Source organism: Halodesulfurarchaeum sp. HSR-GB, from assembly GCF_031432215.1.
Lineage (GTDB): Archaea > Halobacteriota > Halobacteria > Halobacteriales > Halobacteriaceae > Halodesulfurarchaeum.
Genome location: NZ_JAVKGN010000001.1, coordinates 1,576,972 through 1,598,753 on the forward strand (window position 1 = coordinate 1,576,972; position 21,782 = coordinate 1,598,753).

Annotated in this window: 27 protein-coding genes; 11 read left to right on the forward strand and 16 right to left on the reverse strand. The window is 64.5% G+C overall.

The features are described 5' to 3' along the window. Positions 1-1,302, reverse strand: coding sequence for a UbiD family decarboxylase (locus tag RH831_RS08330; RefSeq protein WP_310553743.1), 1,302 nt, complete (start codon positions 1,300-1,302; stop codon positions 1-3). 87 nt (positions 1,303-1,389) lie between these two features. On the opposite strand from RH831_RS08330, the gene nth reads away from it, so the two are divergent. Both nth and RH831_RS08340 read left to right on the forward strand, forming a co-directional pair. Beyond that, on the forward strand, positions 1,390-2,040 hold the full coding sequence (nth, locus tag RH831_RS08335) for an endonuclease III (RefSeq protein ID WP_310553744.1): 651 nt from the start codon (positions 1,390-1,392) through the stop codon (positions 2,038-2,040). 73 nt (positions 2,041-2,113) lie between these two features. Next, a complete protein-coding gene (locus tag RH831_RS08340; RefSeq protein ID WP_310553745.1) occupies positions 2,114-2,854 on the forward strand; it encodes an ATP-NAD kinase in 741 nt (246 codons plus the stop codon). Here the strand turns inward: RH831_RS08340 and RH831_RS08345 are convergent. Further along, positions 2,851-3,105, reverse strand: coding sequence for an MTH865 family protein (locus tag RH831_RS08345; RefSeq protein ID WP_310553746.1), 255 nt, complete (start codon positions 3,103-3,105; stop codon positions 2,851-2,853). The two genes, RH831_RS08340 and RH831_RS08345, sit on opposite strands and share 4 nt — an antisense overlap. Before the next feature lie 92 nt (positions 3,106-3,197). Here RH831_RS08345 and RH831_RS08350 point away from each other — a divergent pair, with 92 nt between their 5' ends. Continuing rightward, a complete protein-coding gene (locus RH831_RS08350; RefSeq protein WP_310553747.1) occupies positions 3,198-4,262 on the forward strand; it encodes a polyprenyl synthetase family protein in 1,065 nt (354 codons plus the stop codon). Between the two features lie 3 nt (positions 4,263-4,265). On the opposite strand, the gene RH831_RS08355 is transcribed toward RH831_RS08350, so the two are convergent. After that, on the reverse strand, positions 4,266-4,814 hold the full coding sequence (locus RH831_RS08355; RefSeq protein ID WP_310553748.1) for an SRPBCC family protein: 549 nt from the start codon (positions 4,812-4,814) through the stop codon (positions 4,266-4,268). A 13-nt stretch (positions 4,815-4,827) separates the two neighbouring features. On the opposite strand from RH831_RS08355, the gene coaBC reads away from it, so the two are divergent. Next, entirely contained in the window at positions 4,828-5,976 is a 1,149-nt protein-coding gene (gene coaBC, locus RH831_RS08360; RefSeq protein ID WP_310553749.1) for a bifunctional phosphopantothenoylcysteine decarboxylase/phosphopantothenate--cysteine ligase CoaBC, read from the forward strand. Here coaBC and RH831_RS08365 read toward each other — a convergent pair. Genes RH831_RS08365 through RH831_RS08405 form a run of 9 tightly spaced genes read right to left on the reverse strand, consistent with a single transcriptional unit; the run spans position 5,968 to position 13,896 of the window. Beyond that, a complete protein-coding gene (locus RH831_RS08365) occupies positions 5,968-7,707 on the reverse strand; it encodes a Na(+)/H(+) antiporter subunit D (RefSeq protein WP_310553750.1) in 1,740 nt (579 codons plus the stop codon). The two genes, coaBC and RH831_RS08365, sit on opposite strands and share 9 nt — an antisense overlap. Continuing rightward, positions 7,707-9,386 carry a cation:proton antiporter gene (locus RH831_RS08370; RefSeq protein ID WP_310553751.1) on the reverse strand — a complete coding sequence of 560 codons (1,680 nt, stop codon included), beginning with the start codon at positions 9,384-9,386 and terminating at the stop codon, positions 7,707-7,709. The genes RH831_RS08365 and RH831_RS08370 overlap by 1 nt, the downstream gene beginning before the upstream one ends. Then, positions 9,383-10,864 (reverse strand): monovalent cation/H+ antiporter subunit D family protein, encoded by a 1,482-nt coding sequence (locus RH831_RS08375; RefSeq protein WP_310553752.1) that lies wholly within the window; start codon positions 10,862-10,864, stop codon positions 9,383-9,385. The genes RH831_RS08370 and RH831_RS08375 overlap by 4 nt, the downstream gene beginning before the upstream one ends. After that, complete coding sequence (locus tag RH831_RS08380; RefSeq protein WP_310553753.1) at positions 10,857-11,216, reverse strand: cation:proton antiporter subunit C; 360 nt, start codon at positions 11,214-11,216, stop codon at positions 10,857-10,859. Before RH831_RS08380 ends, RH831_RS08375 begins: the two co-directional genes overlap by 8 nt. Further along, positions 11,213-11,671 (reverse strand): MnhB domain-containing protein, encoded by a 459-nt coding sequence (locus RH831_RS08385; RefSeq protein WP_310553754.1) that lies wholly within the window; start codon positions 11,669-11,671, stop codon positions 11,213-11,215. The genes RH831_RS08380 and RH831_RS08385 overlap by 4 nt, the downstream gene beginning before the upstream one ends. After that, positions 11,668-12,204 carry a DUF4040 domain-containing protein gene (locus RH831_RS08390; protein ID WP_310553755.1) on the reverse strand — a complete coding sequence of 179 codons (537 nt, stop codon included), beginning with the start codon at positions 12,202-12,204 and terminating at the stop codon, positions 11,668-11,670. The genes RH831_RS08385 and RH831_RS08390 overlap by 4 nt, the downstream gene beginning before the upstream one ends. Continuing rightward, positions 12,204-12,512, reverse strand: a complete 309-nt coding sequence (gene mnhG / locus RH831_RS08395; protein WP_070364916.1) for a monovalent cation/H(+) antiporter subunit G — start codon at positions 12,510-12,512, stop codon at positions 12,204-12,206. Before mnhG ends, RH831_RS08390 begins: the two co-directional genes overlap by 1 nt. Beyond that, complete coding sequence (locus RH831_RS08400) at positions 12,509-12,787, reverse strand: cation:proton antiporter (protein WP_198400441.1); 279 nt, start codon at positions 12,785-12,787, stop codon at positions 12,509-12,511. Before RH831_RS08400 ends, mnhG begins: the two co-directional genes overlap by 4 nt. Next, positions 12,787-13,896, reverse strand: coding sequence for a monovalent cation/H+ antiporter subunit E (locus RH831_RS08405; RefSeq protein WP_310553756.1), 1,110 nt, complete (start codon positions 13,894-13,896; stop codon positions 12,787-12,789). Before RH831_RS08405 ends, RH831_RS08400 begins: the two co-directional genes overlap by 1 nt. Before the next feature lie 287 nt (positions 13,897-14,183). On the opposite strand from RH831_RS08405, the gene hpt reads away from it, so the two are divergent. Continuing rightward, a complete protein-coding gene (hpt, locus tag RH831_RS08410; protein WP_310553757.1) occupies positions 14,184-14,738 on the forward strand; it encodes a hypoxanthine/guanine phosphoribosyltransferase in 555 nt (184 codons plus the stop codon). Here the strand turns inward: hpt and RH831_RS08415 are convergent, their stop codons facing one another. After that, positions 14,739-15,215, reverse strand: coding sequence for a GtrA family protein (locus tag RH831_RS08415; RefSeq protein WP_310553758.1), 477 nt, complete (start codon positions 15,213-15,215; stop codon positions 14,739-14,741). It abuts the gene before it with no gap. Then, positions 15,212-15,973 carry a glycosyltransferase gene (locus RH831_RS08420; RefSeq protein ID WP_310553759.1) on the reverse strand — a complete coding sequence of 254 codons (762 nt, stop codon included), beginning with the start codon at positions 15,971-15,973 and terminating at the stop codon, positions 15,212-15,214. The genes RH831_RS08415 and RH831_RS08420 overlap by 4 nt, the downstream gene beginning before the upstream one ends. A gap of 102 nt (positions 15,974-16,075) precedes the next feature. Here RH831_RS08420 and RH831_RS08425 point away from each other — a divergent pair, with 102 nt between their 5' ends. Then, on the forward strand, positions 16,076-18,436 hold the full coding sequence (locus RH831_RS08425; protein WP_310553760.1) for a DUF2298 domain-containing protein: 2,361 nt from the start codon (positions 16,076-16,078) through the stop codon (positions 18,434-18,436). Here the strand turns inward: RH831_RS08425 and RH831_RS08430 are convergent. Then, on the reverse strand, positions 18,405-18,671 hold the full coding sequence (locus tag RH831_RS08430) for an HAH_0734 family protein (protein ID WP_310553761.1): 267 nt from the start codon (positions 18,669-18,671) through the stop codon (positions 18,405-18,407). The two genes, RH831_RS08425 and RH831_RS08430, sit on opposite strands and share 32 nt — an antisense overlap. 118 nt (positions 18,672-18,789) lie before the next feature. Here RH831_RS08430 and RH831_RS08435 point away from each other — a divergent pair, with 118 nt between their 5' ends. The 5 genes from RH831_RS08435 to RH831_RS08455 are packed head-to-tail and all read left to right on the forward strand — an operon-like array spanning position 18,790 to position 20,995. Continuing rightward, the gene (locus tag RH831_RS08435) at positions 18,790-19,071 is read left to right on the forward strand and encodes a 50S ribosomal protein L44e (RefSeq protein WP_070364908.1); all 282 of its coding nucleotides are present in this window, start codon (positions 18,790-18,792) and stop codon (positions 19,069-19,071) included. A gap of 5 nt (positions 19,072-19,076) precedes the next feature. Further along, a complete protein-coding gene (locus tag RH831_RS08440) occupies positions 19,077-19,250 on the forward strand; it encodes a 30S ribosomal protein S27e (protein ID WP_070364907.1) in 174 nt (57 codons plus the stop codon). Further along, positions 19,247-20,047 carry a translation initiation factor IF-2 subunit alpha gene (locus RH831_RS08445; RefSeq protein ID WP_310553762.1) on the forward strand — a complete coding sequence of 267 codons (801 nt, stop codon included), beginning with the start codon at positions 19,247-19,249 and terminating at the stop codon, positions 20,045-20,047. The genes RH831_RS08440 and RH831_RS08445 overlap by 4 nt, the downstream gene beginning before the upstream one ends. Before the next feature lie 5 nt (positions 20,048-20,052). After that, positions 20,053-20,235: an RNA-protein complex protein Nop10 gene (locus tag RH831_RS08450; RefSeq protein WP_310553763.1), complete on the forward strand. Its 183-nt coding sequence runs from the start codon at positions 20,053-20,055 to the stop codon at positions 20,233-20,235. A 4-nt stretch (positions 20,236-20,239) separates the two neighbouring features. Next, a complete protein-coding gene (locus tag RH831_RS08455) occupies positions 20,240-20,995 on the forward strand; it encodes a proteasome assembly chaperone family protein (RefSeq protein ID WP_310553764.1) in 756 nt (251 codons plus the stop codon). Position 20,996: 1 nt separating this feature from the next. Here RH831_RS08455 and RH831_RS08460 read toward each other — a convergent pair whose 3' ends face one another. Continuing rightward, positions 20,997-21,773, reverse strand: coding sequence for a winged helix-turn-helix transcriptional regulator (locus tag RH831_RS08460; protein ID WP_310553765.1), 777 nt, complete (start codon positions 21,771-21,773; stop codon positions 20,997-20,999). Positions 21,774-21,782 lie beyond the last annotated feature (9 nt).

Here is a 21,782-nt window from a genome sequence, read left to right on the forward strand (position 1 = left end):
TTACTGGTACTCCGCGAGTGAGATCTCCGTCGCGCCCGGAACCGTCGCTTCGGTGAATTCGGCACGATCACGATTCGAGGGGACGGTCGCGTCCACGAGCCACTTGGTGAGGGTCCCCGTCTCGAAGTCCTGGGACGGATCGAGTGAGGAGCCCTTCGCATTCTCGACGGTTTCGATGTCCTGATCGGCCTGGACCCGCGTTGCCACGGCCCACTCGACCGCATCGGGGTCGGCCGGGTCGATGTCCTCGTCGACCACGACCACCCGTTTCATCGAGGGATGGGCAGCGAGTGCGGCGAGTCCGGCGTTTTTCGCATCGCCCTCGGTGCGCTTCTCGATCGAGACGACCCCGTGAAGCCAGGAACACCCACCGGGAGTCAGTACGACCTCCTGCACGGTGGGGACGGTGTTCTCCACGATTCGCTTGATCCGCGGCTCCTGGGGGAGCCCCATGAGGTGGGCGTGTTCTCGCTTCCCCGGCACGACGACCCGAATCATCGGATCCGGGCGCAGGTAGAGGTCCCGAACCTCGACGACCGGCTGTTGACGGACCGTATCCCAGGTGCGCGAGAGGTCCACGAAGGGGCCCTCCGCACGAGTCTCGTCGTGAATCGTCGCCGTCATCACCAGTTCGGCCTCGGCGGGCACCGTCAGTCCGTCGAGTTCCGTGACGGCCAGGTCGCCGTCGAGCAGGGCGTTGGCGACTTCGAGTTCGTCCATCTCGGGGCTGCCCGAGGTCGCCGCAGCCAGTTCCACGGCCGGATGGACCCCGACGACGATGGCCACGTCGAGTGGCCCCTCGCTTCGAGATCGGATGTCATGGAGGTGGCGCTCGACGAGGCGCATGACGAACTCGTTTTCCCCGTCGTACATCAACCGGTGGAAGGAGAGGTTCTGCACCCCGGTATCGGGGTCCTTCGCGATCACGATTCCCGAGGCGATATACTGGCGTTCGTGTTCGTCGTAGTAGGTGGGAATCGGGACGTGGTCATCGAGGGTCGGCGAGGTCGCGACGTGTTCGAAAGCCGCTGCCGTCGTTCCAGCCAGCGGTTCCGGGTCAGTCGTCGCCCTGGTCATCGCGTCGACGATCTCGCCCCGGTCCACATCGAGTGCCCCGGCAATTCGCTCGCGGGAGGAGACGACGTTGGTCACCGCCGAGAGGTCCGGATACCCCGCGACCGACTCGAAGACGAGTGGCTGTGACTCGTCCTGTACTGAGAGTGCCGCGAGTTCGAATCTGGGATCGACCGGTTCGGTGAGTTCCGTGACCGGCGACCCCGAAAGCACGCTTCGCAGTCCCATAGCGGCCCTTACCCGGCCCGCGCACTAAGTACTCGCGATCCACGGCCCGTGTCGAATCGCTCAAGGCGACCCACGAGAAGTTCGCCTATGGGCATCCCGCGGGACTCTCGAAGCGAACAGGCAACTGTCGTCATCGATCGACTGCGCGAGGCCTACCCGGAGGCGACGATCTCGCTCGACTTCGAGAACCGCCTCGAACTACTGATCGCGGTCGTGCTCTCGGCCCAGTGTCCGGACGAACGGGTCAACGAGGTCACCGAGACGCTGTTCGAGCAGTACCGAACGCCCGCAGACTACGCCGCAGCCGATCCGGCGGACATCGCCGAGATCATCGGTTCGTGTACCTACCCGAACAACAAGGCCGAGTATCTCGTTGGCATCGGCGAGCAACTACTCGCGGAACACGACGGTGCGGTGCCGGACTCGATGGACGAACTGACCGATCTGCCTGGCGTCGGGCGAAAGACCGCAAACGTGGTGTTACAACACGGCCACGACACCGTCGCGGGGATCGTGGTCGATACCCACGTACAGCGTCTCTCGCGCCGGCTGGGACTCACGGACGAAGAGCGGCCGGAGAAGATCGAAGCCGACCTGCAGGAGATCCTGCCCGAGGAAGACTGGAAGCTGTTCACTCACTGGTTGATCGCCCACGGCCGGGCCGTCTGCACGGCTCGCTCACCCGATTGTGAGACCTGTGTCCTCGAAGACATCTGTCCTTCTTCCCGATTGGAATAGCTGCCGCACCCCGCAGCCTTTTGCCCGTCGGGGGCTACTCCCCGTTGATGGCCAGGGGGCGGTATCAGTGCGAGTGACGATCGTCGGGCCGGAGAAATGCATACCGACAGGACTCGAATCGGCAAGTGAAGCCGATGTCGACCACGTCGAGCGGGTTTCCACAGCAGATCCACCGGAGAGCGATTTCCTCGTCACAGTCGGCGAGTCGGCCCTGCTCTCGGCCGTGACGGCGGCGGTCCAGGTGCCAATCGTGCCAGTCGCCGTCGATGCCGGGGTGCCGACCGTTCCCCTGTCCGACCTGGCGGCAGCCATTTCGGCCCTGGTGGCTGGCGAGTCGACCATCGAGACCGTTCCGACGATAGTGGTGTCACTGGGCGAGAACACGTATCGCGCCCTGATGGACGTGATGGCCGTGACCGCCGAGCCGGCCCGGATCTCGGAGTTTCGGACCCGAAAAGTCGAGACTGATGTCGTGGTCGATCAGGTCCGAGCCGATGGAATCGTGGCCGCAGCGGCGGCCGGAACTCCCGGCTATGGAACGGCCGCGGGCGGCCCGATTCTCGATCCGGAACTCGATGGCCTGGCAGTCGTCCCAGTCGGTCCCTTCCGGACCGAGCGCCCCCAATGGGTGTTGGCCCCGCCGATCGAGTTCGAGGTCGTCCGCGAGTCGGTTCCGGTCTCGCTGGTCGTCGACGACGATCCGGTCGAGCGCGTGCCGGCCGGTGAGCCGGTGAGACTCGACTGGGGCGAGCCGATCGAGATCGCCGTCCTCGAAGCGACGATCCCGCCGCTCGCGAACGACCCGGAGAACTAGATCTCGTCTTCTTCGCGCAACGCGTCCATGATGTCATCGACCAGTGATTCGACGTCCTCGTAGGGGAAGTTGGCGTGGGAGCCGAGTTTGGACGCCAACTCCATCACGGAGAAACTCACGCCGCCGGCCTCGAATTTCGTCCGGGGACCCTTCGGGAGGGCCGGCACGAGGTCCATCTGTCCGGTGACGGGGTACTCCGCGTCCTCGAAGGCCGTTATGAACTCCTCGCGGAGTTCGGCTTCGGTACTCATGGTCGTGAGTTTATGGGCGGCCAAAAAAGGGTTGTGCATCGCCGGGTGACTGGAACTCAAGTTTTTTAGTCACACCCGGTCACTCCCGACACATGCGGGACGCGTTGACCGAATGGCGGGAGCCGATCGATCGGGAGATCGAAGAGCTCCTGCCACGGACGATCACCGAGGAGACGTTGGCCGACCTGTTCGGGCCACCGCGATACGAATACGACACCGAGGCGATCGCGCAGGCCCTCTTCGAACCAGTCTGGGATCTGCTCGATCGGGGTGGCAAGCGCTGGCGGCCCGTCCTCTTTCTCGAACTCGTGGACGCACTCGGCGAGGATCCCGAGCAGTACCTCCCCTACGCCACGATCCCCGAAATCCTCCACACCGGGACGATCATCGTCGACGACGTGGAGGACGATGCAACGTTGCGCCGGGGCGAGGAGGCGATTCACCTCCGCTATGGAACCGACATCGCGTTGAACGCCGGGAACGCGCTGTACTTCGTGCCCCTGAAGGTAATCTCGGCGAATCCCGGTGACCTCGATCCGTCCCAGCAACTCGGGATCTACGAGATGTTGACTTTCGAACTGAATCGGACCCATCTGGGCCAGGGCACGGACATCGTCTGGCACAACGAGAGTGAGATCGACATCACCGAGGCACAATACCTGGAGATGAGCGCCTGCAAGACCGGTTGCCTGGGGCGGATTGCGGGTCGGCTGGCCGCACTCGTGACGGACAGTCCCGATGCCGTCGAGGACGCCTTCGCCGCCTACGCCGAGTCCCTCTCGATTGCCTTCCAGATCGGCGACGACGTACTCGACGTGAAACACTCACTCGATCAGGCCGGGGAGTTCGGCAAGGCTTTCGGAAACGACATCCGCGAGGGCAAACGCACCCTGCTCGTGATTCACGCGCTCAAAAAAGCCGACCCGGCCGACCGGGACCGCCTGGAGTCGATTCTCACGGCCGATGAGGTCACCGACGAGGAGATCGAATTCGTGCTCTCGATCCTCCAGGAGACCGACAGCGTGGCGTTCGCCCTGGAGACCGCACAGCGACTCGCGGCCGACGCACGCTCACAGCTAGCCGAAGTGGATATCGATCCCGACGTGCAGGCCGAACTGGAAGAGTTCACCCGCTACGTGATCGAACGCGATCGCTGAATCCTACTCGACCTTGTCCCGCGTCGGTCGACCGTCCACTTCCGCCACGATCCGATCCAGCACTCGTTTCGCTTCCGACTCGATCAGCGCCGTGGCTCGATCTCGAACCCAGTCCAGAGAGACGCCAAACGGCAACGAGACGGCATCCGACCCGAGCGAGTCCGGATCGTAGGCGACCTGGAAGTGGAGCTGTGACCCGTCGGAGCGCTCTTCGACGACCCAGCGACCGTCCGCCTCGAGATCCTGCGTGATCGTCCAGTCGATCGTGTGTGGTGGCTCACACGCGGTCACCCGGGCCTGGGTCTCGTAGGCGAGTTTCCACCAGCCGAACTGAAACGCGTACTCGGTCACCTGCGTTTCCGCGGTCGCCGAAACCGACTGCAGGTACTTCGAATAGCGTGGGTAGGCCTGGAAGTCCCGGACGGTGTCGAACACCACCTCCGGGGGCTGGTTCAGTTCCCGAGAGACGGCGATCTCGTTCACGATCGATCGTAGTCGGGCCCGGCAGAAGAGCGTGCCGCCCACATCGCCCAGGTTTATCCCCGTCCCCATCGAATCGCAGACGATGCTCGACGGGACGAACGTGGCACTGGGAGTGACCGGAAGTGTCGCCGCCGTGACGGTCGTCGAACTGGCCCACGAACTCCGACGTCGCGGGGCGACGGTCCGGGCGCTCATGACCGAATCTGCCCAGGGAATCGTCCACCCCGATGCGGTCACCTACGCAACTGACGAACCGGTCGTGACGGACCTGACAGGGGCCGTCGAGCACGTCGAACTCTGTGGGAAAGACGGCTGGGCGGACGTCTGCCTGGTGGCCCCCGCGACGGCCAACACGATCGGCAAGATCGCGAGTGGCATCGACGACACCCCCGTGACGACCGGGGTCACCACCGCTCTCGGGGCGGGAATTCCGGTCGTGCTCGCACCCGCGATGCACGAGGGGATGTTCGATCACCCAGGTGTAAAGCGCAACATCGAGACGATCGCGGAGTGGGGCGTCTCGGTCGTTCCACCACGAATCGAGGAGGGCAAGGCCAAGATCGCGACGGCGGATACGATCGCGCTCGAAACGGCTCGGGCAGCGGCTGATTCGCCGCTCGCCGGCTCACACGTGGTGGTCACGAGCGGGGCCACCGCGGAGCCGATCGATCCGGTCCGGGTCCTCACGAATCGCGCAAGCGGTCGAACCGGCCGGGCGGTCGCCCGTGCCATCTACGTGCGGGGCGGATCGGTCACGCTCGTGCACAACGGGGGTTCAGTCCCATATGCCGAGGTACAGTCCGTCGAGACGGCCGCCGAGATGACCGAGGCGGCCCTGGAAGCCGCCAAGGGCGCAGACGCCTTCGTCTCCGCGGCCGCGATCTCGGACTACACCGTCGAACCCGCCGCCGAGAAACTTTCCTCCGGCGAGTCGCGAACGCTCAAACTGGAGCCAACACCGAAACTGGTAGACTCCGTCCGGGAGGCCCAACCAGGCCTCCCCATCGTCGGCTTCAAAGTCGAAAGCGACCGGGACACACTGCTCGACGGGGCCCACGAACTCCTCGATCGGGTGGGAATGGCCTTCGTCGTCGCGAATCGCGCCGACGCGATGGGCGGGCCGGAGACCGCAGTCGAATTCGTCTTCGAGGAGCGAACGGAGCAATTCGAGGGGTCCAAAGCGGCTCTCGGTGAGCGAGTGGTCAGCGAACTGGCGACGGTCCTACAGTAGGAGTCCGAGCAGCACGCCGCTTAGTACCACGACCATCAGCGCGATACTCGCGGCGATCGTCGCCCGCAGGCTCCCGGGTCGGAACTCACGCTCCACGCTGGTCGCCCTGACACGCACCCAGTTGAGCACCGGATACGGATAGGAGAGCCGTCGGGCGATGGCATAGGAGCCACCAGCAACCACGCGATCCACGGCCGCGTACAGTTCGGTGAGCCCCCTGACCAGCGCCCTGGTCCCGTAGAACATGACGGGGTTGATGATCGCATCCACGTCCGGCACGTGGGCGATCCTGGACAGCGGCTTTTTGACGACTGCGAAGCCGAGAAGCCCCAGTGCCGCCAGAATCAGCCCTTCGAGAATATGACTCGGCGCGAAGGTGTGGGCGTGTGCGGTACTCCCGGGCAGCACTGCAAAGAGGGTCTGGGGGAAGAGCCCGAACAGCACCAGCAACACGGAGACACCGAGCATGGCGACCCGCTGGCCCCAGTTCGACCAGTCGACGTCCCACTCCCGGTCCAGATCCCGGAAGAAGGCATAGTACCCGAACTTGATGAACGACATGAACGTGCCCACGCCGGCCGCCATAAGCAGGTAGTAGATCGCCGTGAGGTGTTCCTCGTGGGCCGCGACGGTGAGCAGGCCCTTGCTCACGAAGCCGTTGAATCCGGGGAACCCGGAAATCGAGAGGGCAGCGATCGTGAACGCGAGTGCCGTAAACGGCAGGTGCTTGGCAAGCCCGCCCAGATCGTCAAGGCGCTCGGTGCCGGTCCGGGCGATGACCACACCCGCAGTCATGAAGAGCAACGCCTTGTAGAGGATGTGGTTGAACACGTGGGCGAAGGCGCCGGCCGTCGCCATCGCCGTCCCGATCCCGACGCCGGCGACCATGTATCCCACCTGGGACTGGATGTGATAGGCGAGGAGGCGTCGCATGTCGTGCTGGAACAGCGCGTAGATGACACCGATCATCGCCATCGCCGCGCCCATGTACGCGATCGCGATGTGGCCGTCCGGGAAGGCCCGGGCCAGGCCGTACACACCGGTCTTGGTCGTGTAGACCGAGAGGAAGACACTGGCGGCGATCTGCGGCCGCGGATAGGTGTCCGGCAGCCAGGCGTGGAGCCCGACGAACCCGACGTTGACGCCGATCCCGACCGCGGCGAGCGCCGTCGGAATGCCGGCCACGAGCCCCGAACTCGCACTGAAGAGGAACGAGTCGACGGCGGTGTAGTGGCAGACGACTGCCGCCATGAGGAGACTCCCGCCGAGCCCGTGATAGAACGCATAGCGGTAGCCGGCTCTGATGGCCTCTCCGCCGTAATCCCAGACGAGCAACGTGCTGGTGACGGCCATGAGCTCCCAGAAGAACACCATCGTGAGCCAGTCGCCGGCGAAGACGGCCCCCAGGCTGGTGCCGACATACCCCAATGCGAAGGCCGTCTGCCGGTTCGACGCCTCCGAGGAGTACGAGTAGAGGACTGCAGCGGCCGCGATGAGCCCGAAGATGATCCCCATGAGCCGGGAGAGCGTATCGACCTGGAGCAACACCGCATCGAAGCCCAGGAACCGAATCGGGAGATGAACCCCGGCGGGAGCGAGATACGCCCAGATAGAGGCCCCGCCAGTAGCGAGCACGCCCAGGGCATGTCCCAGGCGTCGCGGCAGGAAGGGGAGGGCGATGGCGACGGCCAGGACCACGAAGGCCGGTGGCACACTCGTCATCGGATCCATCAGAAGGCCACCCCCGTTGCGTTCTCGACGATCTGCTGGATCAACTGCAGGAAGATCGCCCCTTCGGGATCGATCCCGAGGACGACCGCCCCGGTTGCAGCCACGAGAATCGGTCCGATCATGAACCACGTACTCTCGGCACCAAGTGACCGGCGTTCCCAGCCACCTGCTGGCGGGCCGCCGTGGTGGGCGTGGTCCTCGTGGTCGTCGGCTGGCGCTTCGTGGGACTCAGTGCGTGTGTGATCGCTCGGGTTTCGGTCCACAGCCAGCCCTTCTGCCTGACCTCCGTCGGCACGAGCCCGTTTGCCACCAAACGGTCCCTCGATCACCGGTTTCGAGTCGGCGTCCGCCGGCGTCTGGAAGAACGCCTGGTAGACGATCGGCCAGAAGTACCCGATATTGAGCAGCCCCGAGAGCAGGAGCACGAGCACGAACACCGTCTGGCCGGCGTCGAGACTCCCGATAAGTAGATACCACTTGCTCACGAACCCGGCCACGAGCGGGAGCCCGGCCATCCCGACACTCGCCACGGCGAAGGCGATCATCGCCAGTGGCATCCGGCGACCGATCCCGGCCATGTCGCTGATGTCGTCGGTATGTGTTTCGACGTGGATCGCCCCGGCCACGAAGAACAGGGTGAGTTTCATGAACGCGTGAGCGGGGATGTGGAGCAGGCCACCGACCAGTGCCGCCGGCGAGAGCAGGCCTAGCCCCAGCACGATGTAGGACAGCTGACTGATCGTCGAGTAGGCCAGCCGACGCTTGAGGTTGTCCTGGCGCAAGGCGATCACGCTCGCGGCGACGATGGTGAAGCCGGCGACGGCCGCAAGTGGCAGGCCCAGTCCGAGTTCGGCCATCGGGTCCGGGCCAAACACGTCAAGGACGACCCGCGCGATGGCGAACACCCCGCTCTTGACGACTGCCACGGCGTGGAGGAGCCCCGAGACTGGAGTCGGCGCGACCATCGCATCGGGGAGCCAGGAGTGGATCGGCATGAGCGCGGCCTTCACGCCGAAGCCGACCACCAACAGCGCAAACGCGACCCGCCCGACGAGCGGGTCGGCGGTCGCCAGCCCGGTGATTCCACCGGGTGTGAAGGTCACGGTGCCTGTTGCGACGTAGATGAGCGCCGTCCCGGCGAGGGCCGCGACCCCGCCACCGAAGGTGTAAGCCAGGTACTTACGACCGGCCGTCCGGGCTTCCTGAGTCTCGTCGTGGGCGACGAGGGGGTACGTCGCAACCGTGAGCAGTTCGTAGAACACGTAGAGAACGATCAGGTTGGCCGCAAAGGCCACGCCGACCGCCGACGCGATGCTGCCCGCGAAGGCGGCGAAGTATCGGGTCTGGGAGTGTTCGTCCAGGCCGCGCATGTACCCGATGCTGTAGAAACTGGTGACCAGCCAGAGGAAACTCGCGATGAGCCCGAAGACCATCCCCAGCGGATCGGCCTGCAGGACCAGCGAGATGCCAGGAACGAACGCGCCGAGGTCAGTCGTAGGGACGACACCCTGGAGGACTGCGGGTACCATGCTCGCAACCGTCCCGAGTGTGGCGAGGGCGGTCGCGATGGTCGCTGTTTCGCGAACGTTCGGTCGCGAGCCAGTCGCCACGATGGCGAACAGGCCCGCAAACGGGATCAGGACTGCCAGAAGCGGCAGCAACGAGGATTCAGTTGTCATGTAAAGTACACCTCCATCACCGGCTGGAAGACATCAATGAGCTCGGACGCCCAGAAACCGAGCCCGATCGCAGCGAGCGCAGCGAGGACGACGATCGCTCGCAGCAGGATCGAGACGTCCTCGGGGTGTCCTCCGTCAGCTTTGACCGACTGATCGCTGTTCGCAACCGATTCGGTGAAGTAGAGTCGTTCGAGCAGGCGTCCGAAGTACCCCAGCGTGAGCAGGGCACTCGTGACGACGATCACGGCGACGACCCACTCTCCGGCCTCGACCGCACCCATGATGATGTTCCACTTGCCCGGGAACCCGATCGCCGGGGGAACCCCGACCATCGAGAAGGCGAGGATTGCGAAAGCGGCACTCGTGACCGGGTAACGAGTCCCCAATCCTGAGAGATCCCGAACAGTCCGAACGCCTGCACCGATGGCGAACACGCCGACCGCGAGGAAGAGGCCAGCCTTCATGACACCGTGGCCGACGAGGTGGATCAGGCCGCCAGCGAGGGCCGTCTCGTTGCCGATGCTGACCCCGAGGACGACCAGGCCGAAGTGCGAGACCGACGAGTACGCGAGCATGCGTTTGAGGTCCCTCTGAACGACCGCGAGCACGGCCCCGACGATCACACTGATGCCAGCCGCGGCCAGCAAGGTGTCCCGGGCGATGGGCACCGCAGCCAGGAAGTCCACGGTGAAGACGCCATAGACGATCCGGAACAGTGCGTAGGCCGCCGCCGTGGAGACGAGTGCCGCGATGTACGCACTGATCGTGTGCGGGGATTCGGCGTACGCATCCGGCTGCCAGGTGTGAAGCGGGAACAGCGCCACCTTGACACCCAGCCCCACCACGATGAGCCCGAAGGCCGCGAGGATCAACGGCGAGGTGTAGCCGACATCGGCAATGGAACTCGCAAGATCGGCCATGTTGAGCGTGCCGGTCGCCACGAGCAGGTACCCGACCCCAAGGAGATAGAACGAGGCCCCGATCGTCCCGACGATCAGGTACTTGAGACTCGCGTACGCGGCAGCGGGCGAACTGTCACTCGCGACCAGCGCGTAGGTCGCCAGCCCCGTGATCTCAAGGAAGACATAGAGGTTGAACACGTCACCCGTGGCGACGAGCCCGGAGAGTCCGGCCGTGAGGAAGGCCAGTTCGCCGTAGAACGAATCGCCCTGCGGACCGGACCTGAAGGAGTAAAGCACCACGGCCAGCGTAACCGAGGCGATCAGGACCAGCAGTGGTGCGGAGACGCCATCCCCGATCAGCTCGATCCCGAACGGCGGCGCGTACCCCGCGACCTCGTAGGAGAATGCCCCTGCTGTGAGCACCTCTTCGAGGACAACCACGGAGAGGGCGACCTGCAGGACCGCCATCGCGAGGGCGATGTACTGCCCACTTCCCCGGATGAACAGCCCGATTCCGAGGGGCAAGAGCGCAGCCACGATCGGTGCGACCACCAGGAGGACCAGCGCGTCAGTCATCGGCTTGCACCTCCCGGATCACCTGTTCGTTCAGCGATCCATAGCCCTCGTAGATCCTGACCACCAGGGCAAGTCCCACCGCTGTGAGGCTCACCCCGACCACGATAGCCGTCAGGATCAACACGTGCGGGAGCGGACTGACGTAGGGGCCCGGCCCGTGCGTGCCGATAGCCGGCACGCCGTCCATGACGAAGGCGCTGCTGATGAAAAACAGGAAGATGCCGACCTGGAAGACGTTCAGGGCGACGATCTTCTTCACCAGGTTCGGGCTGGCGACGACCCCATACAGTCCAACCGCGAGGATCAACATTGCCGCTACATACGTGTAATGCGAGGAGAGGAGTTCGATCACGCGTTCTCACCTCCGTTCTCTTCGAAGTCGTGGCCGGCCGCGAGACTCATGAAGAGCGAGAGGATGACGCCGAAGACGATCGCGCCGATCCCCAACTCGACGAGTTCGATGCCGTACTTCGTGCCGTGATGGAACGCATACGCCTCGTATTCCAGGAACCGGTACCCCAGTGCCATCGGGACCAACCCGATCAGCACGAAGGTTGCGCCGCCGGTCGCGATCAGGATTCTGGCGGGCCGGTCCGTGATCCAGTCACGGGTCGGCTCGATGCCGTAGGCGAAGGCGACGAGGATCAGACTCGCTGCGAGGATCACACCGCCCTGGAACCCGCCACCGGCCGATTCCGCGCCGTGAAGCATCACGAAGAGCCCGTACGTAAAGGCGAAGGGGCTGATGATGCGCACGGTCGTCATGATGATCGTACTCTCGACGTAGGTCGGGATTCGTTCACTCATACGTACACCTCCCGGCGGAGAACGAGCAGCACCGCCATCCCCGCCGCGATGACGACGACGGCCTCACCTAGCGTATCGAATCCACGGTAGGCCGCCAGGACCGCAGTCACGACGTTCTCGACGCCAGTTTCGGGTGTCGCCATCTCCAGGTAGTACTGGGTCACGTCACCGGCGACGACCGCGGAGTCGGGGGCCCCGACTCGCGGGATCGAGGGTATCGTCAGGGAGAGTGTGCCCAGAAACGCCAGCGCCAACGCGGCCGGACCCCACCGGATCCGCTCGAAGACCCGCTCGCCGGCGGGCCGGACCGTCTTTACGATCGTCACCAGGAACAACACCGTGGTCGCCCCGGCTCCGACCGCGGCCTCGGTCAATGCCACGTCCGGGGCCCGGAGTAACACGTAGACCACCGCAGCCCCGAAGCTGAAGCCCGCGAGCGCGATTATCGCGCTGAGCACGTCCCGCAGCGTCACCGAGATGACCGCCGAGATCACCACGAAGCCAAGCAGCGCGAGAAAGAGCGAGAACTCCATCAGTCCTCACCCTCCGTCCACGGTTCGATCTCCTGGTCGTAGGCGGCTCTGGTGATCGCGTGTGCGGCAGTTGGGTTCGTAATGAACATGAACAGTAGCAGGAAGACGGTCTTGACTGTCGCCACGTCCGCCCCGAAGACGAGTGCCACGCCGGCAAGCGAGAGGACCGTCCCGAGCGTGTCACTCTTCGAGGTCGCGTGGGCCCGCGCGTAGAGGTCCGGCAACCGGATAATGCCGACCACGGCGACGAAGGAGAAGAACACCCCCGCCGCGACGAGCAGCACGATCAGATACTCCAGCGGCGTCATAGCACACCACCCCGCTCGACGATGAACTTGGAGATCGCGACGCTCGCGAGGAAGTTTAGCAGCGCGTAGACGATCGCGATGTCGAGGAACGCGGGCCGATCGAGGGCCGCCGCGAGCAAGGCCAGAACGACGACCGTGCTCGTACCGACCCCGTTGATCGCGATGACGCGGTCTTCCATCGTCGGCCCGCGGGCCACACGGTAGAGCAGTGCCACCGCGAACAGCACGATCGCCACGGCGGCCCCGAGCAGCGCGGTATCAAGCGTCAGACCCATCATTTGCGCTCACCCGCCGTTAGCAACTTCCCACCGTCAGCCCGGGGCGACTGATCGGGCTCCTCCTCGAAGTTGGGCGTGAATGTCTCGATGGCGCCCCGTGAGACCGGCGATTTCAGCTCCCGACCGCTGGGCCCCCAGAAGACGTATCGGACCGCCCGTTCCAGGTCGCCCGACGCGAGGCCGTCCCGGGCAGACTGGTTCAACGAGTGGACGAAGAGACTGTCGTGGCGCACGTCCACCGTGAGCGTCCCCGGCGTGAGCGTGATGCTGTTCGCCAGCGTCGTGACTGACATGTCGTCCCAGACTGCGGCTTCGAAGCGTTGCATGCCCGGATCGATGGGCAGTCGGGGGTGCAAAATGATGTACGCGACCGTCAGATTCGCCTTGAAGATCTCCCAGAGCAGGTAGGGCACGTAGGTCGCCATCCGTCCGAGCCGGGCGAGAAGGGTCGTGATTGACTGCCGGCCGGTGACCGCAATACTCCCGAAGACCGCGGCGACCAGCCCGGCAGCCAGGGCGCCCGTCAGGAGGTTGAATTGGCTCAGGGAGCCGGCAATCAAGAGATAGAACCCGTAGGCAGATCCGAAGACGATCCCCGTCTTCGAGAGTGTCGCACGGCTCGGGAGTGGAGTCCGCTGGGCCGGGCGGGTTACCGGCGCTTCTTCGACAGTGAGCACATCGCCCGACAGCGCCGTCTTGAGCGGCGCGAGCATCGGTGCGCCACCGGTTGGCACGTACTCGGGATCCAGGATGACCCGATCAAGGTCGTTTTCCGCGGCGTAGTGCTGAAGGACGGTGGCGTAATCGTCGGGGGAGAACAGGTATCGATCAGCCCCGACGGTATCAGTGACGACCTCGACGGTTCCGTCCACGTCTTCGAGGTCTTCCCGAGCCCAGACTGCGACGCGTTCGAGCAGTTCCTGGGCGTCCTCTGGGACGGCCTGGGTCCCTTCGACCGGCCGCCACCGAATCGGGTAGACGAAGTGAATTGTCCCTGCCTGGCCGGGCCCCCCAGCAAGGCCCTCACGAACGGCATGAGCGACGGTGTTTCGCAACGTGCTGGAGTCCCCGATCGGAACGAGAATACGGGTACTCGACTCAGCCATATGTCACCCCCATACCACTTGACGGGCGGCATCTCAATCGTCGGAGCATCGTACTATGCTCCCCTTGCGAATGGGGAACAAAACCATTTCCGCTCTTCGCCCGACAGGCGAAATCCGATCATAGACGCATGTTGAGGGTCCAAACGAACCGTTTTCCCTTGCAAAACACAACTCCGAATGGGTCTTTGGAGTATTGAAATACAGTTTCACTGCTGGTCGGGTGTTGGCACACCGTTCGGGGGAACCCGAACCGCCACATTTTATTCCCGACCGTGGATACGGGCGACATGGATCAACTCGAACGGTCGCTTCTCGAGGCCCCGATCATCCAGAAGGGCGATTACCAGTACTTCGTCCACCCGATCAGCGACGGCGTGCCGATGCTGAAGCCCCAGTTATTGCGTGAGATCGTCATCAAGATCATCCGCAAGGCCGAACTCGAGGATGTCGACAAGATCGTCACCCCGGCCGCGATGGGGATCCACATCTCGACGGCCGTCTCGCTCATGACGGACATTCCACTCGTGGTCATCCGCAAGCGCCAGTACGGCCTGGAGGGCGAGGTCGCACTCACTCAGGAGACCGGCTACTCCGAGGAGGAGATGTACATCAACGACGTTTCCGAGGGCGACCGCGTGCTGGTCCTCGACGACGTGCTCTCGACCGGTGGCACGCTCCGGGCGATCATCGAGGCACTGGAGTACATCGGCGCCGATGTGGTCGACACCGTGGCCGTGATCAAGAAGGCCGGCCCCACTGAGCTGGACGAGACCGGTCACGACGTGAAGACCTTGATCACCGTGGAGGTCGAGGACGGCGAAGTCGTCATCGTCGAAGACTAATCACCGGTGAACCCGCCAGGTGATCAGGCTCTCGGCCACGTAGTTGATCGTCATACCCACGCCGATACCGATCACGTTCGCGAGAGTGGGCCAGACGTCCGCGCCGGAAACCCGGAGCGTGATCTCGGTCCAGGCAGTCAGCACGTACAGTGTCGTGAAGGCCACGGCCAGGCCGCCGAGCCGAACCGTGTGTGACTTGAGATAGCGACGCCCCGTCGAGCGGATCCCACGTTCTCCTTCGCCGGCGAAGGTAACTCGATCGTTGAGCAGAAACATGAGTGAAATCGACGCTTCGGCCCCGACAGCTTTCGCTCCGAGCGGTGGGACCGTCGCCAGGCCGGTGAGCAGAAAGACGATGACCGTCTCCAGGCCCGCGCCGGCCAGCCCGACCGAGACGAACTGCCCGATTCTGGCCCCCGAGGCGAGTGCTCGCGTTCTGGCCTGAACCGCCTCGACGAACTCATCGATCCCGGTCATCTAACTCGATTGATCAATGGAGCGGGCTCGGTTCGACCACTTTCGTCCGGTTCTGTCCCCGCACCCAGGCGTCGGGCCCGACGTCTGGTCACCACGAGCGCCCGGAGAAGTTCCGGCACTGCATCGGTCGTCGTCACCGTGGAGTCCGGATGATCGATCCAGGTCACAGGGACTTCCCTGATCGTGTACCCCAATGTATCTGCCACCGCCAGGACCTCGATGTCCCAGGCGAACCCCGGCTGGTAGAGATGCGGGCGGATCGCCTGCCAGGTCTCTCGGGTCATCGCCTTCGCTCCACACTGATAATCCCGGAGGGACACGTCGAGCAGGCGACGAGCCAGCCAGGCAAAGACATCCCCGAGGTGCTGGCGAAACACGGTCTGGTGGGACTGGACGTCGGCGTCCGGATGTCGTCGGGACCCGGCAGCCAGGTCGACCTCCCCCACACGCACCTGGTCGATAACGTTCCGAACAGACTCGGCAGGGGTGCTCCCGTCGGCGTCCGCGAAGGCCAACACGTCGGTGTCCAGTGCCTCGAACCCGTCGGTGAGGGCCTGTCCCTTCCCTCGTCGACTTTCGACGACGTTGACCGTCGCCCCCGTCTCTCTGAGTGCCTCGACCGTTCGTTCCTCCGGCTGGTCCAGTTCCACGCGCAGGTCCGCCGGGTCGATCTCCGCCTGGAGCGCCCCGAGATACGCCACGAGCACGGAGCGGTCCGGCCGATAGGCTGGGACCACGACGCCGACGGACCGACTCATTTCTCGGATGTCTCCCACCCAGCGAGTAAAAGGGTTCGATACCCGTCGCCGAGCCGGTGTGGTCCACAAGGTGTATAGGGGAATCCAGTGGAATCTTCCGCTGTGGAACTGGGCATCGTCCTCACGTGGCTGGTCCTCTACCTGGGACTGGGAGTCCTGGCGCTCCCGCTCGCGAGTCTGCTCTTCGAGGACTTTCCGGACCGTGGTGCGGGCCTCGCGATCCCGGTCGCCTTCGCGGTAATCGCCTTCAGCGCCTACTGGCTCGGCCAGGTCCGGTTTGGCCTCGTAACGGCTCTTTTCGCCGTGCTTGCCCTCCTGATCGGTTCGGTTTTGGCGCTTCGAAGCGGCGTCTCGATCGACCGGTCGCGGTTTCGTGATGCCGCGATCGTCTTCACACTCGCCTATCTCCTCCTGATCCTCATCCGGTTGTACCGACCGGGGGCCGTCCCCGGCGGTGGTGAGAAGTTCCTGGATTTCGGCCTGCTCGCGTCCTTGCTCCGAGCGACGGCCCTGCCGCCACAGGACATGTGGTTCGCGGGCGAGTCGGTTCAGTACTACTACGGTGGGCACATGCTCGCCGCGGTGTTCGCGCTGCTGACCGATACCGCCCCACGATTCGCGTACAACACGGCACTCGCGGGCTACTACGCGGCCTACGTCACCGCCGCGTGGGGCCTCGCCGGTGCGATCACGGCCCACCGGGGAGGGTCATATCGACTCGGTGGAGGTATCGCCGCGTTCCTGGTGGGCCTCGCGAGCAACTTCTCGACACCGATCCGGTTTCTCGGCTGGGTGCTTCCCGAACCGCTGGGTCGCCGGGTCGTCGAGGGCGTGGGGCTCGAATTCGCGGGCCTCGCACGGGGCCCCTTCGAGTTCAACTACTGGCTCGCCAGCCGGGTGATCGACGCGGGCCGCGAACCGGGCGAGTGGGAACTCATCACCGAGTTCCCGTTTTTCGCGTTCCTGAACGGGGACCTCCACGGCCATATGATGAGTCCGGTGTTTCTACTGTTGGGTGCGGGTCTGGCGGCCGCCTACTGGATGCGACCGGCTGCAGACCGCCGTGGACGACTCGGTCGGCTCCTCCTCGGGGCCCCTGTCGGTGGGCTCCTGGTGCTTACGAACACGTGGAGTGCCCCGGCAGTTTTCGGGGTGGCGTGGCTGACCGTGCTCTTCGCCCCTGCGGCTCCCTGGACGCTCCTTCCCGACAGTTTGGCCGATCGAATTGCGGCCTGGACGAATACCAGCCGACTGCGAACCGAATCCACACGACTCGGCCTCGCGCTGGGCATCGCCTCGCTCTTGGCCGTGGGTGGCGCACTCACCGTGCTCCCGTTCCTGACCGGGGCCGCATCGGGCCGATCCGTCGGACTGCTCCCGACTCCGCGAAGCGACCTGGGCGGGTTATTGACCGTGTATGGGGTCTTTCTCGCCGTCACGGCCAGTTATCTGGCCAGTCGAGTTCGCCGGCGGATCTGGGTGGTCACCTTCCTCACAGCTCTCGTTCTCCTGCTCGTGAGCACGCTCGTTCGAGCGACCGCCGTGGCCCTCTTCGGACCGCTTCTCCTGGGCGGCTGGTATCTGCTCCGGACGCGGGAGAACGTAGGGTTCGAGACCGTCCTCGCCGTTGGCGCGCTCGGCCTGGTGCTCCTCGTGGAGTTCGTCTACGTAATCGAGCAGGCCGGGCCCGGGAGAATGAACACCGTCTTCAAGATCGCAGCGCAGGTGTGGGCACTGTGGTCGGTCGCAGCCGGGGTGATGTTGGCTCGACTCGTCGGCCCTGCTGGGCCACTCGCGGGGATCAGGGAGACGGTTCGGCGGGTACGTCATCGATTTCGATCGTGGCTGGCTCGCGGTGAGCAAGTCGCGAATCGGAAGGCGGCCAACCCCGGGGGCAGCGAAGGCCGACACAGACTGGCGAGCATCGGCCTCGTCGCGGTACTCGTCGCGCTCTCGATCTACCCCGCCTTCGGGCTGGCATGGGCGGTCGGCGGTGGGGCGGATGATCCCACCCTCGACGCCCACGCGTACATCGAAGCCGAGCATCCGGAGGAAGCCGCGGCAATCCACTGGCTCCGCGACCAGCCTGGGCAGCCGACGATGGTCTCCGCGCCCGGGACCGAGATCTACCGATGGGTGAACGCTCCATCGAGCATGACCGGCATCCCGACGGTCGCCGGCTGGTCACACGAGGTCGGCTATCGTGGCGAGGAGCCGTACTGGGATCGGGTTCGGGACGTGAAGATCATCTACGAGACGAGCGAATCAGAGTCGAGAGCGGCGTTGCTCGGGCTGTACGACGTGACCTACATCTATGTCGGCCCGACCGAACGGGCACGATTCGGGACAGTCGACTACGGGGAAGAACCAGGTATTAGCACGGCGTACACGGACCCGAACGTGACGATCTACCGGGTCGATCTCGACGCGATCAAACAGCCAGTTCACCAGCCCGCTTCTTGACCTCGACATCCTCGGCGTCGACGGCCTCCACGTCCAGGAAGTGCGGGATGAAGTTTCGCTTCTCGAAGTCCTCCTGCTCGGTTTCGTCACCGCCGATACACCACAGCTGGACGCGGTCCGGCCCGTGCCAGTCACCGTTCCGGGTGACCTGGAAGAGCGTGTACTCCTCGCCGTCGACCTCGACGATGCCGTCCTTGCGCACGCCCGGGTCGCCGTGGATGATGAGCCGCTTCATAGATCTGTCTTCGACGGACCGGGGAGTAAACGTTTCGAAGCCGCCCCGATTCGGACCGTGGAACCAAACGCATTTTAACTCCCCCTCACCAACCAGTCTTCAACAGAGTCGATCCTCCATGGAGATGCCACGTCGAATCAATACGTACTGTCCGCATTGTGATACACATACCGAACACGAGGTCGAGAAAGTCCGCCGCGGCCGGGAGACCGGCATGAAGTGGGCCGCCCGCCAGCAGAAACGCGGCAAGTCCACCATCGGGAACGCCGGCAAGTTCTCGAAGGTGCCGGGTGGAGACAAGCCCACCAAAAAGACCAATCTCAAGTACCGCTGCTCGGACTGCGGCAAGGCCCACCTCCGCAAGGGATGGCGCGCCGGCCGGCTGGAGCTCACGGAGTGATTTCGATGGCAGGAAGCTTCATCCGCGTGCAGTGTCCGGATTGTGAGAACGAACAGACCCTCTTCGAGAAGGCCGCCTCCGAGGTGACATGTGCGGTCTGTGGCACCACGCTTGCCTCCCCGACCGGCGGGAAGGCCGAGATCGAGGGCGAGGTGCTCGAAGTCGTCGAACAGCGATGAAATACGAGGGCTGGCCCGATCCCGGCGAACTGGTGGTCGGGAAGGTCGACGAGATCGAGGACTTCGGGGTCTTCGTCGACCTCGAGGAGTACGAGGGAAAGCGCGGGTTGGCCCACATCAGCGAGGTCGCCTCCGGCTGGATCAAGAACATTAGCGACCACGTCAAGGAGGGCCAGACAGTCGTCGCGAAGGTCCTGGACGTGGACACCTCCTCCCAGCAGATCGACCTCTCGATCAAGGACGTGAACGACCACCAGCGCTCCGAGACGATCCAGCGCTGGAAAAACGAGCAGAAGGCCGACAAGTGGCTGACCCTGGCCTTCGGCGAGGACATGGCGGACGACCGGTTCCGCGAGGTCGCCGACGAACTGCTCGACGAATTCGGGAGTCTCTATGACGGCTTCGAACAGGCGGCGATCCACGGGCAACCGGCCCTCGAAGACGTGGACCTGCCGGAATCGGATATCACTGCCATCGTCGAGACCGCTCGTGAGAACGTCTCGGTTCCCTACGTGACGGTAACCGGCTACGTGGACATCGCGTCCCCGAACCCGAGCGGCGTCGATGACGTGCAGGACGCGCTGAAGGCAGCCGAGGGTAACGGCGAGATCCCCGAGGAAGTCGATATGGAAGTGACCTACGTCGGCGCCCCGGAGTATCGGATTCGAATCCAGGCCCCGACCTACAAGACCGCAGAATCGGAACTTGAACGGGCCGCCGAGCGGGCGATCGCGACCATCGAGGACGCCGGCGGGAGCGGGGAGTTCCACCGCGAACGCCGCACCGACGACGAATAAGAGTCGTGAAATCCGACATCCGGATCTGTTCTGCGTGGGAGTCCGAACACGACCGTCCAGTGTACACGCTCGATTCGGCGTGTCCGATCTGTGGCGCCGAGACAGTCAACAGCGCTCCGGCCGGCTTCGATCCGGCTGATCCATACGGCGAGTACCGACGCGCTCTTAAGGAGCGTCGCCAAGGGTAGGACCATGGACGAGATCGAGGTCGAGTATTGCACCGAAGTCGACCTCGACGACCCGGTTTTCGTCGAGGGGCTGCCCGGTGTCGGTCACGTGGGCAAACTGGTCGCTGAACACCTAATCGAAGAAGCAGACAGTACGCTCGTAGCACGGGTGTACTCCGAACACTTCCCGCCACAGGTCGGCATCGACGAAGAGGGCGTGGCGAGTCTGGCCCACGCCGAGATATATGCCATCGAAACCGAGGGTCGGGACCTGGTCGTGCTCACCGGGGACCATCAGGCAGGGGACAGCATGGGCCACTATCACCTCGCCGATGCATTTCTCGACGAGGCCGAACGCCAGGGCGCTGACACCGTCTACGCCCTGGGCGGCGTTCCGACCGGCGAGTTGATCGAGGAGTACAGCGTGCTCGGTGCCGTCTCCGAGGAATCGCTTCGCGAGGAACTCGAAGCGGTCGGCGTGGAGTTCCGATCGGAGGAACCGACCGGCGGCATTGTCGGAACGAGCGGACTTCTCCTGGGGCTGGGTGGTCGTCGGGGGCTCGACGCTGCCTGCCTGATGGGCGAGACGAGTGGGTACCTGGTCGATCCGAAGAGCGCGCGGGCAGTCCTCGAAATTCTTCAGGATCGACTGGACTTCGAAGTTCCGTTCGAGGCACTCGACGACCGTGCTGAAGAGATGGAAGAGGTCATCAACCGCCTCCAGGACATGGAAGAGGCCCAGAGTCCCGGAAGCGGCGAGGACCTGCGGTACATCGGCTAAGTCACTCTTTGACCGTGTAGGAGGTTCCGGCCTCGCGAAGCGGATCCGTCACCCGCCCGACTTCGTCAGCCGTGGCAACGACAGTCACGTCCACGCCACGTTCGGCCGCCCGGGCCGCCACTTCGCCTACGGCAAACTGGACGTTCGGGGTAATACCCGCCTGTTCGAGAGCCACCGTCGCCTCGACGCCGGCCGCCAGAACGAGCGGACTCTCCGCACACGCCTCGGCCAGGGCGTCGAGGTTGACGTTCCGGCTGCCGCCAGCCCGAACGGGCGGAACCTGGTGGACGGCGACTTCGCCGGGCGTAAAGTCGATGACGCCCTCGAACCCGGAAACGCCGACTTCCATGCCCGCGGTAGCGTCGGTCGTCGCCGTCCCGGTCGCCGGACCGTCCGATCCCGGAATGGCATGGAGCATCCCGGTTCGCATTTCGAGAGTCACCGTCTCCCCGACCTCGATGTCCTCGACGGCCACGGCCGCGTCCTCCTGGACACCCCCGAGGACATCATCGGCGACGCGATCGGTGAACCGGCGGATGTCGTTCGTGTGACTCAAGAGCCAGTCCACACCTTCGTTTGTCACCTGATAGCGCGACCGACCGTCCTTGAGAACCAGGCCGTCCGCGACGAGTTCGCGAATGTACTCCGAGACCGCCTGACTGGTCACTCCGACCTCGTCAGCGATCTCGCCCTGACTCACGGCTGGCTGGCGATCGGCGATCTCCACGAGGATCCGAAATCGCGTCGCCTCGCGTTTGTCATCGAGGACCTCGACCATATCTGGCTC